General features: G+C 36.7%; 10 protein-coding genes. 4 read left to right on the plus strand and 6 right to left on the minus strand.

Translation table 11 applies throughout. The annotated features are described in order from the left end of the window. Positions 1-223: 223 nt before the first annotated feature. The 6 genes from ACTB0Y_RS05040 to ACTB0Y_RS05065 all read right to left on the minus strand — a co-directional run bounded on the left by ACTB0Y_RS05040 (position 224) and on the right by ACTB0Y_RS05065 (position 8,660). Positions 224-586 (minus strand): response regulator, encoded by a 363-nt coding sequence (locus tag ACTB0Y_RS05040; RefSeq protein WP_463205712.1) that lies wholly within the window; start codon positions 584-586, stop codon positions 224-226. A gap of 108 nt (positions 587-694) precedes the next feature. Further along, complete coding sequence (locus ACTB0Y_RS05045) at positions 695-1,336, minus strand: response regulator transcription factor (RefSeq protein WP_463205713.1); 642 nt, start codon at positions 1,334-1,336, stop codon at positions 695-697. Between the two features lie 46 nt (positions 1,337-1,382). Then, positions 1,383-3,632, minus strand: a complete 2,250-nt coding sequence (locus ACTB0Y_RS05050) for a PAS domain S-box protein (protein WP_463205714.1) — start codon at positions 3,630-3,632, stop codon at positions 1,383-1,385. Positions 3,633-3,682: 50 nt separating this feature from the next. After that, on the minus strand, positions 3,683-6,829 hold the full coding sequence (locus tag ACTB0Y_RS05055; RefSeq protein ID WP_463205715.1) for a UvrD-helicase domain-containing protein: 3,147 nt from the start codon (positions 6,827-6,829) through the stop codon (positions 3,683-3,685). Beyond that, the gene (holA, locus tag ACTB0Y_RS05060; RefSeq protein ID WP_463205716.1) at positions 6,829-7,887 is read right to left on the minus strand and encodes a DNA polymerase III subunit delta; all 1,059 of its coding nucleotides are present in this window, start codon (positions 7,885-7,887) and stop codon (positions 6,829-6,831) included. Before holA ends, ACTB0Y_RS05055 begins: the two co-directional genes overlap by 1 nt. Positions 7,888-7,889: 2 nt before the next feature. Further along, positions 7,890-8,660, minus strand: a complete 771-nt coding sequence (locus ACTB0Y_RS05065) for an AMP nucleosidase (protein WP_463205759.1) — start codon at positions 8,658-8,660, stop codon at positions 7,890-7,892. A gap of 221 nt (positions 8,661-8,881) precedes the next feature. On the opposite strand from ACTB0Y_RS05065, the gene ACTB0Y_RS05070 reads away from it, so the two are divergent. The 4 genes from ACTB0Y_RS05070 to ACTB0Y_RS05085 all read left to right on the plus strand — a co-directional run bounded on the left by ACTB0Y_RS05070 (position 8,882) and on the right by ACTB0Y_RS05085 (position 13,769). Next, positions 8,882-10,375 carry a lipopolysaccharide biosynthesis protein gene (locus ACTB0Y_RS05070; protein WP_463205717.1) on the plus strand — a complete coding sequence of 498 codons (1,494 nt, stop codon included), beginning with the start codon at positions 8,882-8,884 and terminating at the stop codon, positions 10,373-10,375. A 108-nt stretch (positions 10,376-10,483) separates the two neighbouring features. Beyond that, positions 10,484-11,470, plus strand: coding sequence for an NAD-dependent 4,6-dehydratase LegB (locus tag ACTB0Y_RS05075; protein ID WP_463205718.1), 987 nt, complete (start codon positions 10,484-10,486; stop codon positions 11,468-11,470). Between the two features lie 34 nt (positions 11,471-11,504). Beyond that, complete coding sequence (locus ACTB0Y_RS05080; protein WP_463205719.1) at positions 11,505-12,671, plus strand: LegC family aminotransferase; 1,167 nt, start codon at positions 11,505-11,507, stop codon at positions 12,669-12,671. A 33-nt stretch (positions 12,672-12,704) separates the two neighbouring features. Next, on the plus strand, positions 12,705-13,769 hold the full coding sequence (locus tag ACTB0Y_RS05085; protein WP_463205720.1) for a lipid II:glycine glycyltransferase FemX: 1,065 nt from the start codon (positions 12,705-12,707) through the stop codon (positions 13,767-13,769). Positions 13,770-13,774: the final 5 nt, after the last annotated feature.

Below are 13,774 nucleotides of genomic sequence, written 5' to 3' on the forward strand. Positions count from 1 at the left end.
TTTAGCTGTAGAGGTATAAACAGTAATTCAACCTGATTACAACAGCCGGAAATTATGCTTTTTACAACGTAAAATACTATTCTACAGATAATTAGACTAAAACTATTTAATAATAAAAGACTTGATGTGGATGAAAGCAGGTAAAATTCACCGGAAAGTACAGTTGCCAAATAAATTTATAAAAGCTAGTACGAGAAGGTTCTCCTTAGAATTGTTGGTAAAACTATTGGATGGCCTGTTTGACAATTTCCATTACCTGCATAATATTTACGGGTTTGGTAATAAAATCAACGGCACCCATTTTAAAAGCTTTATCTCTATCTTCTTCGTTTGACCTGGCGGTGATAAAAACAGTCTTAATTGTGGGTGTTATCTGCATAATTTGTTCAAGGAGCTCAAAACCGTCCATCTCGGGCATCATGATATCAAGCAGCATTAAATCGGGAGCTTTTTTATTGACAAGCTCAAGGGCCTCTGTCCCATTATGAGCCACCCTTATATTGTATTCAAATTCAGATAGCAAATCACTAAGCAGAATCAAATTATTTTCAGCATCGTCTACGATTAAAATATCTTTTCTATGCATTATATCCCCTAAAAATATTCAAAAAAACAACAAAAATTATATTTGCTCAAGTTTGTAACAAAAAATATTAACCAGTCTTAGCAGGGAAACGCCAAATAAAGTTATAAATTATTTAAGATCGACAATTTTATTTCTAACGGCGTACAAAACAAGACTTACGGTATTATTAGAATCTGTTTTGCTCAATAAATTTGCCCTGTGACCGTCTACTGTGCGGGGACTAATAAAAAGTTTTTCAGCAATTTCATTATTAGACAAGCCCATACAAAGATAATCCAACACTTCTTTTTCGCGTTTTGAGAATTTTATATCACCTGTTCCAGGTTCATCTGATGAGGAACTCCTGATTTTCTTAAGTAATTCTTCAGAAAAGTAAGTATCACCTTCATTAATTCTGGTCAATGCTTTCCGGATTTCCATCATTTCAGCGTTTTTCAACAAAAAGCCATGTACACCGAGATCAACCATCTTGTTAAAATATGCCGATTCCTCAAACATAGTCATTACTACAATTTTCAGGCTGGGCTTTTTTTGAAAGGCCAATTCAGCAGCTTCAATACCATCCATGTTAGGCATTTTAATATCGAGAAAAACAATATCCGGATTATACTTATCAATACTTTCAATAAATTGTTTTCCATCTTCGGCCTCACCAATAACCTTAACATTGTTTAATTTATTCAGCATAATTGCGAGCCCTTGTCTGAAAATGGTGTGATCGTCTACTATAAATGCCTGTAAAATATTCATAACAATAGTTTTATTATATGCAGTAATCGACTGAAATTGAGCTGCTTTAGTTTTCGTACAAGGGGAATACAATCTTCATCCCAAAACCATCAACATCTAAGATAGTTACTTTGCCGGAATTGGCATTAACTTTACTTAAAATATTTTTTAACCCAAGTCCTTTATAGTTTTTAGCCAATTGTTTTTCAATATCGACTCCAACCCCGTTATCCTTCATTATAACTTCCAATCCCTCTTGTTTTTCACTAATACTCAAGTCTATTTCACTTGCTTCGGCATGTTTTATAGAATTATTAATTAATTCTTTAGCTAAGCTGTAAATAACATTTTTAAGATTATCTTGTAGTGCAACATTTTCAATATTGTATGTAAAGTATACGCGAATAACTCCGGTTTGATTTATTTTGTTACAAAAATCAGATATGGCTTCTTTTAAGCCAAAATCGTTCAATACACCGGGCATCAAGTTTCTGGAAACCTCACGTACAGTATCAATTGCTTCATTTATAATTTTGTTCATTCTTTGAGAATACTCTTCTATTTCCTGCTCTGTTAGTTCAGTATTTCTCAACAGGTCAATATAAATCCGAAGTGTGCTAAGCAAAGGTCCAACATTATCGTGTAAGCCTTCTGCAATTCTTTTTCTTTCCTTATCCTGCGTCTCTGAGATGGTTTGCACCATCATGCGGTTAATCTCTCTTCGGTGGCGCACATCCCTTGCAATGACCAATATAGCTAAATTGCCTTGAAACCGGATAATTTTCTCGCGCGTCTCGACGGGAATTTTCTCGCCTTTTCGTGGAATCAATTCTGTACCAAAAATCATTTGCTGGGACTGAAGCATCTCGTACTGAACCTGCGCCAGGTCGAGGGTTTCGGCTTTTGATATTTCACTTACATTTTTCTTCAGCAGCTCGGTTTTATTGTAACCTGTGAGAACTGTTGCTGTATGATTAGCCTCCAAAACCTGACCACTTAAACTTACTATAAACACCGCATCGCTGCTGTTATCAAAAATATTTACAAAATTTTCGTTTATTCTTTTTAATTTTTCGCGGGTTTCATGTTGCAAAAAGTTCTGTAAAATTATAGACCCTATAATTTTCACAAAATCTATCCGGTTTTCGGGCCATACAAAAGGATGCGGCAAACCAACAAACACAGCCCCTACCATGCGGGTGTGATGTTTAAGTGGGTATGACAAAAAAGAGACTACATTTACATCGCTTAAATATTCTTTGTAGTAAAATTCAGAGCTAACAACATCTGAAATATTTATATGCTCTTCCTGCTTAAGCCGCATCGAAAAGCCCTCCACTTGTTGCTTTATAACCTCCGGAACAGTTTCGGTGTTGTAATATTTTCCGTTCACCAATGCGGCCTTGATCTGATATTGCTGATTTGATCCAAAATGAATAAACCCACACATATTGGCTCCCAATACCTCTGCCATGGAATAAAGAATCTGGCGAAACCCTTCTGCAAGGCTTCCGGATTGCACAATTTGTTGGGTAATGATATAAATAAAATTCTGGAGGCGAAGGTTTTCATAGTACTCCTGGCTACCAAATACTGGATAAGTGATTGGTGACACACTTAATTCATAATGCACCTGTTCATTCGAAGTATTTAACCTGATAAAAGCGTTACCACCATAATAGCTGTTATCTCTTGTGGTAAACAGTAATCGTAGTTGTTCACTCGTTTTCTTCTTTTGCAGGGTTTCTATTGCTTCTATGAAAGAATTTTTGTATTCAGGTGCAAGCAAGTCGGTAAACAATGGTTTATTTTTTTCGAGCGTTTCTTTGGTCAAACCCAGGAATTGATAAGAATACTGATTTGCTTTAACAATTTTGAATTGTTCATCAAGCGTAACCTGCCAGGTACCAATATCATTCACATAAGTTTGATTATTTTTTGGCTTCCGTTTAATTTGTTTTTGTTGTGATGAACACATAAACCACTGCTCATCCTGAAAACTCACCGGCAGATTAATGACGGTTACATCGTACCTTTTACTTTGTGTTTTTTCGAAAGAGACTGTTTGTGTCGTTTGGGTTTCAATAGTTTTTCTGAGAGGGCAAACTTCACAATCGTTACAGAATTGTGCGAAAAATTTCTTGCAATAAAACTTATAAGGTTGAATGGCATGAATGCCAAACCGTTTTTTTGCTGACTCATTGGCCACAACCACCTGAAAACGTTCATTTACAATAAGCACTTCTTCTGACAATTTATCAACAAAATGCTGCCAGGCGTTTATTGTCTGTGTTTTAGAGTTATCTATATGCTGCATTTATCAGGTTTTGAGATATGAATATAATAAAACTCCGGTAACAGATAAAACTAAACGTCTACTTCAAGCACATCGTTCATTATGGGATACCAAACGAAGCCTTTTACATCAATGTATCCCATTGCTTTAATTATTTTGCAATAGTTTTTGACTTGTTTTTGATGTTCTACTCTATGTTGCTCTCCAAATTTATAGTCAATAACTGTAACGCTATCACCTTTTATTACTAATCGATCAGGCCTGCTGGAGGTGGTTTTAGGTACAATAATATCAGCCTCTGTTAAAACCTTACCGCCTGGTTCGAACCACTTTGCCACTGCCGGCTGGCTAATCCATTTTTGTATTTGCAAAAATAATTTTTGACGATCGGCACTATCCAAAAAACCCAGGTTGATTTGCTCATCAATAGCTTGATCAATATCGTCAGGAACAATTATATTTTCGAATATTCTATGAAACAACGATCCTTTTGATGCCATTAGTTGTTCACGTGGTTTTGTTAAAATATGCTGATGGTCGGTTTTTATAGTAACTCCGGCAATATCACCTAATTGCACATTTATACCGGTTTTAGTTTTATGTTGAGGATTATCAGTTTTAATTAATTCACCATACTCAAAAACATCCTCATTCACAAAATGGCCATTGCGGGTTATCTCATTTTCCTCAATGGAGATGAAATTTTTAAACCACTGCGCTATATCATCACTTTTATTGGCATTTTTATTAAATAATACGGTCAAACTTTCCTTTGCCCTTGTCATAGCCACATAAAGGGTGTTTATCTGGTCGACCATCAATTCAAAAATTTCTTTTTGGTAAAAATGGTTGAGTCCGGGACTATCTATATGATTTTGGGTTAATGTAACCGGGAAAAGGCCCCCTTTGAGTTCATCGAAAGAGAATGCACTACCATCAATCCACATCATGTCGAGTTTTTTATCGAGAGCGCCATAGACAAATGGCAAAATCACATGCTCAAATTGCAGGCCTTTACTTTTATGGATAGTCATTATGGTAATGCTTTCCTCATCTGTTTCATTTATTTCAATGCTTAGCTCACTGCCTTCTCTGTCCCACCAGTCAATAACTGGTTTTAGGCCACCGCCTTTTTCGCCGGCAAGTTTTTTTAATTCATTATAAAATCTGCTGATAAAAGCATCGTGATTGGGAAATTTATCTTCAAGTTTAAAAATTTCAATTAATTTACCAATAAGGGCAAGCGATGATGAATTGGCAAGTTCCGCTTGTCTTTGCCTAAACTCAGGGTTTAATAAGCCGTCGCCTTCGTTGAGGAAGATATCATTTAGACTTACACCATCATGCTCAAAATTATCTAAATAAACGAGGGTTTTTAAATAGAGGTTATTGGGGTCTGTCAAATACCTGAATGCGGCAATAATATGCTGTAACATTCTCGAATTGGCCAAAGTCATTGACCCTGTAGAAATGATATTATATTTTGTTTCATTAATGAGGTAAGTTGCAACTTTTTTTACTTCATCGTTTTTTCTAACGAGTATGCATATTCCATTTTTTTGGTATTCCTGCGTCAGTTTGTCAACCTGCTGCTTCAGGTCAATTAATGCATTGTTTTTAAAATCGTCTACTTTTTCACCTTCTATGGCCCTAAGCAGTATATAGCCACCTTTTCTAGCTTCAGCAACCTGCTCAGGAATAACCTGTTCTACATCGTTGTAAATTTCTTTTAAGATATCGCCATATGAATCAGGCTGTTGTGGGGCAAGAGAAGGTATTAATGTTTTAAAAAAATTGCTATTGAAATCAACAATGTTTTTTTTACTTCTCCAGTTTTCTTTAAGCGGTTCCACGTTATGGTTGGGAATCTGTTCAGCTACTTTTCTTTGCAGCAGATTCCAGTCACCATTGCGCCATCTGTATATGGCTTGTTTTACATCACCAACGATATAATTTCCGAACCCTACACTTGCAACCGACTCTTCAATAAGTGGCTTAAAGTTAGCCCATTGCAATGCTGAAGTATCCTGAAACTCATCTATCATGTAGTGTTGATAGCGGTGGCCTGTTTTTTCGTAAATAAAGGGGGTGTCAGAATTATCTGTGAATAAATTTAAAAGCACCGGAGCATCTGAAAGCATGAATAGATTCTGGTCGCGCAAGTATTCAGTTACTTTTTTCATTAGACCAGAGGCCAAACTATGTTGAAAAATGTTTTTAAATAATGCTACGGCTTCAATATATTGAGCGTATTCGTTCTTAATTATGGTTTCTAATTCATTGGTAAACTCACTCATGAAATTCTGAACGGGTTCAGCGAGCACAAGCTTTTTGGATGTTTTTGGTATCCAATTTTCAACATTCAATAACTTTTCGAGCCGGTTGGGCAGGTCGCCATAATCTTTTTTCTCAACCTTTTGAAGTGCTGTGTGGAATGGATTTCTGGATTTTCCTTTCAGGTCGTCTGGTTCGATTCCGGTTTTATCGATAAAATCGCGACCTTTCTCATACCAGGCTGTTATGCGTTTTTCGAACTTAGTTATGGCTGACCGGAGCAGCTGGCGCACTTCTTCAGGTGACTTTTGGCCGGTAAGACTTCCTTTATTTCGCACGAAGTAAAACCTTACATGCTCACGAAAAAGTTGATTTGTAAACTGGTTTAATTCATATTGGACGTTCCAGCTCTTATCGTCGCTCATGCGGGCATCCACAAAATCGAGCATCAGTTTCATGTAGGATTTATTGTTTTGCAGGTCGCCAAGAAAATTTTCAACGGCATTTTCAATAATCTCACGCTGATCTATTTGTACCCTGTAGCCACCGCTGAGGTTTAACTCCCTTGTTAAAGCGCGAACGATGCCCTGAAAAAACTGATCAATTGTAGAAACTGAAAAATGGCCATACTCATGCAAAATTTTTTCTAAAACACGACTGGCGCTTTCGCTGAGTTCTTGCTCTGAAGCTCCTGTTAATTGCATTAAATCCGGAAGCATTTTTCCTTCCGGGTTTCCTCGTGCAATTTTTTTCAGTTCATCAACTATGCGTAGTTTCAGCTCAGCTGTGGCCTTATTGGTGAAAGTTACTGCAAGTATATTTTTAAAAAGCAGCGGATTAGACAGAACCAAATGGATGTATTCGAGTGTAAGCCTGCGTGTTTTACCTGAACCCGCCGATGCTTTTATTATATTTAACCCGTTATTTGCCTGGCCATTTGTCATCAATAATATAGAATTTTTGCCACAAGTTCTTTGGTTAATTCACCAACATCTGCGTTTTCGCCTAAAACGCCTTTGCTCCTGGCATCGAAATGCCGTAACAAACTTATAACCTTAACAGCATTTGCTGCAGGATAGTTTCTGGCTGCAACCTGTAAATCTTTACCCTGAAAATAGTTGAGACCCATCTTTTGGTTTATGCTATTGGGTGGTACACGCTTGGTTGCCAACTGATGATAACGTAAAAGGTTTACAAAACTATTGAATAATACAGCTATTGTAACAGCTATATGGTGGTCTTTTGAATTCTTTGAAAAGAAATAAGCTATCTCATGTGCCTTAGTCGCATTTTTAGCAGCAATAGCACTCCATAACTCAAAAATGTTATATTCTTTGCTAATGCCAACATTTTCTTCAATATGTGTAGCAGTAATGGCCGATTTTGGGGGTAAAATTACAGCCAGTTTATTTAACTCATTAACCAGTTTTTCCAAATCGTTACCAAGGTAAGTAGCCAACAATTGTACTGCCTGATCAACAATGGTATATCCTTTTGATTTTATGTACCGTTCTATCCATGCATTCAGTTTTCTATCATACAGTTTTTTACTCTCTAGCACAACGGCATTGCTGTTGAGTGTTTTATAAAACCGTGTTCTTTTATCAACCTTTGGCTTACGGTAATTAATTACTAAGATGGTGGTCGGCACGGGGTTTTGAAGATAAAGCGTAAGTGGATTTTCTTTGTTTTCTGCTCTTTGAGATTCATTGACTTCTCCGGCAATACCAGCCACTTCCTGCGCTTCTTTTACAATTATCACCTGTTTTTCAGCCATCATGGGAAAACGCCTGGCAGCCATTACAATATCGGCCAGCTCCACGTCTCCGCCATACATAATATTTTGGTTAAATGAGCGCTCTTCTTCCGGGAGTATTTCTTTGGCAATTTTAGCTGTAATCTGGTCCATGAAGAAGCCTTCTTCCCCGTATAAAAAATACACTGGTTGGAGCTTCTTTGCATTAATATCAGCAATAATATCCTCGAATGTCTGTGTGGGCATATTCAGAACTTAAGGTGTTTTACACTTTGTCCGTGTCGATCAATTTCTTTCATGGCATCAATTCCAATTCGCACATGGTCCTGCACATATTGAGCAGTAACCCGTTTATCGCTTTCACTGGTTTTTACTCCTGTAGAAATCATTGGTTGATCAGAAACCAAAAGTAATGCACCGCTTGGAATTTCGTTATAAAAACCGACGGAAAAAATTGTGGCAGTTTCCATATCAATAGCCATTGCGCGGGTTTTTTGCAGGTATTTTTTAAACCGCTCATCATATTCCCATACGCGTTTATTGGTTGTGAAAACGGTACCGGTAAAATAATCGCGATTATAATCTCTTATGGCAGAAGAAACTGCTCTTTGCAACTTAAAAGCCGGAAGCGACGGGACTTCAGGCGGCAAATAATCGTTTGATGTACCTTCGCTACGGATAGCTGCTATTGGAAGTATAAGATCGCCGACATTATTTTTTCTTTTTAATCCGCCACATTTCCCAAGGAAAAGCACTGCTTTGGGAGAAATGGCCGTTAGGAGGTCCATGATGGTGGCTGCGTTAGGACTCCCAGTTCCAAAATTGATGATGGTGATACCCTCAGCTGAAGCATTAGGCATCATTCTGTCTTCACCAACCACAGGTACTTTATGCCACTCGGCAAATAATTGTACGTAATTCTGAAAATTGGTCAATAATATATAATTTCCGAAATCCTTCAATGGCCGCCCTGTATACCTCGGTAGCCAATCATTTACAATGTCGTCTTTAGTTCTCAATTCATTCATAAATTTATATTTTAGAGAAAATATAAACAAACAAAGATATGATTTTGAAGTTTTCTTTACTAAACCATTTGCAAGAAATATATTAGAAACTGGTTTTCTCCATTCTTCAGCAGCAGTTAAAAGTTTTTGGCTTATGGATTTGCAAAGAGATTCTAATTTAAGCATTAGCAAACCCAAATATTTGTTAAATTCGGCTCCGAAAAACATACGCAATGGGTGAAATCCAGAGACAATCGACAAAAGGAGCTATTTATATAGGAATCGGGGTATTGTTGGGCTTTGTCATCAACGCCTTGATTTTCCCTCGTGTTCTGGAGGTTAATCAAATTGGATTGATTTCCATACTTGTCTCCTATTCATCATTGTTTGCGCAATTTGCCAGCCTTGGAACGAATAATGTAATCAGCAAAATGTTCCCCTGGTTCAGAGATACCAAAAACAAACACAACGGGTTTCTGCTTTTAATGCTGTTGGTGGCTGCCGGAGGTTTTCTGCTGACGTGCATTATTTTCTGGAGCATTAAACCTTTTCTAATTGAAAAAAGTATCTCTAAATCGCCACTTTTTGTAGAATACATATACCTGCTACTTCCTTTTACATTATTCCTTTTGATTTTTGGAATTCTTGACAATTATTACAAAATGCTGTATAACTCCGTGCGAGGAGCTCTGCTCAAAGAAGTTGTACAGCGCTTTTTTATATTGGTTTCAGTAATAGTTTTATATTTTGGGTTAATCAATTTCGAGGGATTCATTTATTTGTATGCACTCTCACTGGGGCTGCCTGTTATTCTTTTGATTTATTCCATAAAATCTACAAATCATCTTTTTCTGCAGCCCAATTGGAAATTCCTCACCCCTGATTTGAGCAAAACAATGACCAAAGTAGGTCTGTTTGGCGTGCTCACCGGAGGCACAAACATTATTTCGTTGCATATAGACCGAATCATGATTGATGATGCCCTTGGTTTGGGGCCTACAGGAATTTACACTACGGTATTTTTCTTTGCCACGTTAGTCAGATTACCATCGCGCTCTGTAATAAAGGCTTCCACCGTTTATATTGCTGACTCCTGGAAAAACAACGATATAAAACTCATTGACACCATCTATAAAAAAACGTGCCTAACCCAGTTTATCATGGGTATTCTGATTCTGGTTGGTTTATGGGTTAATATTGACAATATTTTTGAAATTTTGCCAAAAGAATTTGCAGCGGGCAAGTATGTAATTCTTTTCGTAGGATTGGCCTTTTTACTTGATATGGTATCTGGTGTAAGTGCAATGATGGTGGGCACATCGTCATATTATAAAGTACAAACCCTTCTGAAAGGAATTCTCATTGTTTTGCTTGTAATCAGTAACCTTATTTTAATCCCGATGTACGGAATTACAGGAGCTGCAATAGCTACTGCCTTATCGAAATTAATTATGCATGTGATTAAATATATTTTTCTGTGGGTTAAATATGGTATGCAGCCCTATAACTATCTATTTATAATTGTTTTATTAGTTGGACTTGCATCCTATTTTGCCGGATATTTTATCCCGGAAATTGATAATTACATTTTGGATATTATAATCAGAAGCATTACAACATTAACGGTATTTGGCGTGTTGACCATCGTTTTTAGAATATCAGATGACATCAACAAGCTGTTTTATAAATATCTAAATTGGTTTATACATTTCTTCAATAAAAAATAACATGTGCCCTGGGAAGTTTATTATTTGCAGAGGCTATTATAAACGGCATTTGCAAATTTGCTTTAAGTTCAAAAATGGTGATATTTGCAATAATAAAATTGGGAAAAGATGAGTAAACAACATTGTTTGGTAACCGGAGCAGACGGTTTTATCGGTTCACATCTCACTGAAGCACTGCTGGCAAAAGGACATAAAGTTAAAGCGTTATCGTATTATAATTCATTTAATTCGTGGGGCTGGCTTGATACAATACAGGAAAATAAAAATCTGGAAATTTTAACCGGGGATATAAGAGACCCGCATTTTTGTAAACATCTCGTGCAAGATGTAGATATTATTTATCATTTGGCAGCGCTGATTGCTATACCTTACTCATATGTAGCACCTGATTCCTATGTGGATACAAATGTTAAAGGGACGCTAAACATTTGCCAGGCTGCTAAAGAAAGAGGCAACATTCGAGTTATACATACCTCCACAAGCGAAGTTTATGGAACTGCCCAATATGTACCCATTGATGAAAAACACCCAAAGCAACCCCAATCACCTTACAGTGCAAGTAAAATTGGAGCTGATATGATGGCTATGAGCTTCTATAATGCTTTTGGTTTACCGGTATCTATTGCAAGACCGTTTAACACATACGGCCCACGTCAATCGGCCCGTGCCATAATACCTACCATTATTACACAAATAGCCAACGGGGTTGAAAAAATTAAACTTGGAGACCTCACTCCCACGCGAGACTTTAACTATGTGAAAGATACATGCAAGGGATTTATGGCAATGGCAGAGTCAGAAAAAACAATAGGTCAGGAAGTTAATATTGCCAGTAATTTTGAAATATCTGTAAAAGATACACTTGAACTCATAAAAAAACTGATGGATTCAGATGTAGAGTTTATAACAGATGAGCAAAGAATACGCCCCTCGAAATCAGAAGTTTTTCGATTGTGGGGAGACAACACCCTTATTAATAAACTAACCGGATTTAAGCCTGATTATACCATTGAACAAGGGCTGGAAGAAACAATTAATTGGTTTACTAAACCAGAGAATCTAAAAAATTACAAATCTGGTATTTACAACATATAAGCAAAACAACAACCAAAGCGCATTTGACAATTAAATGATGGAAAGTAAATTTCGACAAACAATAGAATTTATTCGCGAATTATATAAGTCGCCCGATAAATTTATACCTCTACACGCCCCTGTTTTCAATGGTAACGAAAAAAAATATTTAACCGATTGCATCGACACAACTTTTGTTTCCAGTGTAGGTCAATATGTAGATAAATTTGAGCAAATGATGGCCGATTATACAGGGGCAAAGTATGCTGTGGGTGTTATAAATGGAACCGCCGCATTGCATATTGCACTAATGCTGGCCGATGTGGGCACTAAGGATGAGGTTATTACACAACCAGTATCGTTTATAGCCACCACAAATGCCATAAAATACACCGGAGCACAACCTGTTTTTATTGATATAGAGATGGATACCCTGGGATTATCGGCCGATAAACTTGAAAGTTTTTTAAAAGAACACACCACCGAAGGTAATGATGGATACCGTTATAATAAAAATACAAAAAAAAGAGTGAAGGCATGCGTACCCATGCATACTTTTGGGCATCCTTGCAGAATAGACCAAATTAAAACTGTTTGCGAAAAATATAACGTAACACTTATTGAAGACGCTGCCGAATCTATTGGTTCACTGTATAAAGGTAAACATACCGGTACTTTTGGAGACATGGGAATTTTTAGTTTTAATGGCAATAAAACCATAACCACAGGCGGTGGTGGAATGTTGGTTACAGATAATACTTTGCTTGCAAAAAAAGCAAAACACTTAACCACGCAGGCAAAAGTTCCGCATCAATGGGAATACATTCACGATGAAATTGGTTACAATTACCGATTAATAAATGTTTGTGCGGCATTGGGAGTTGCTCAGTTGGAAAACATTGAAAACATTATTGAAAATAAACGCGAGACAGCTAAACTTTACAGTAATTTCTTTGCAACTTCAGACATTAAGTTCTTTTCGGAACCTGAATATGCCCGATCAAACTTTTGGCTCAGCCTCATTCTAATGAAGGATAAAACGCAACGGGATGCCTTCCTGAAAGAAACCAATGAAAACGGAATAATGACCCGCCCCATTTGGAAACTACACTATAAACTTCCAATGTTTGAAGACAGTGAAACATATTTTACTGAAAACTCCGAGCATATTGAAAAAATTGCCGTTAACATACCGAGCGGGATAAGAAATAATAATTCATAGAGCACGCTGCACGAGTTAAAATAATATTTTCCTATGGGATATTACAAAATTTTAAGTTTACAGAATAAATCAGACTGGTCAAAATGGCTTCATCGTTTACCCAAAGACCAACAAGATGTATATTTCACACCTGAATATTACGCGCTGTATGAAAATCTAAATGATGGTAAAGCACAGTGTTTCGTTTTTCAAGATAAAGATAAAATAGCCTTATACCCGTTTCTTATTAATTCCATTAATGATTTAGGATATCAGCTCGATGATAATTATTACGATATTCAGGGAGCATATGGATATAACGGCATTATCAGTTCTGATCAATCAGCATCTTTGAGAAATGATTTTTTTGAAAGTTTTGACCAATACTGCATCGATAGTAATATTGTTGCTGAGTTCAGCCGTTTTCATCCCCTTATCAATAATCAATTATTCTCTCAGTCGCACCGACAGCTGATTTTTGATCGAAATACCATAACCATCGATCTAAACCACGAAAATGAAATAATCCGGCAAGGCTTCAGCAGCTCAACAAAACGGGCAATCAATAAAGCCTATAAAAATGGGCTGCAAACACAGGTACACAGTGGTAAAGAACTGGCTAAAGAGCGGTTTTTGGAGTTATACAAACAAACAATGCAAAGAGTAGATTCCATTCCTTATCTTTTCTTTAACAAAGCATATTTTGAAAATTTATTTCAGTTGCCAAACCTGGAACAAATCACAGTTGAATACGACAATACAATTATTGCAAGTGCTATATGTTTTCACTCCAATAACTATTACCATTACCACCTGGGAGCTTCCGATGCAAAATACCTGAATCTACGGCCCAATAATGTTATTTTTGAACGTATGATTAGGCAAGGACAGGAAAAAGAATGCAAATATTTGCATTTGGGCGGAGGCAATTCAGGTGACGAAAACGATGGGCTTTACAAGTTTAAGAAGGGATTTTCGAAGCTTAAAACAGATTTTTATATCGGAAAAAAAATACATAACGAACCTGTTTATAAATCAATTACAGCACAATGGCAAGAAAAATTTCCCGAATCATATAAAAAATATACTCATCGTTTACTGGGTTACCGGGAAATCTAATAATG

The organism is Salinivirga sp. (assembly GCF_055145285.1).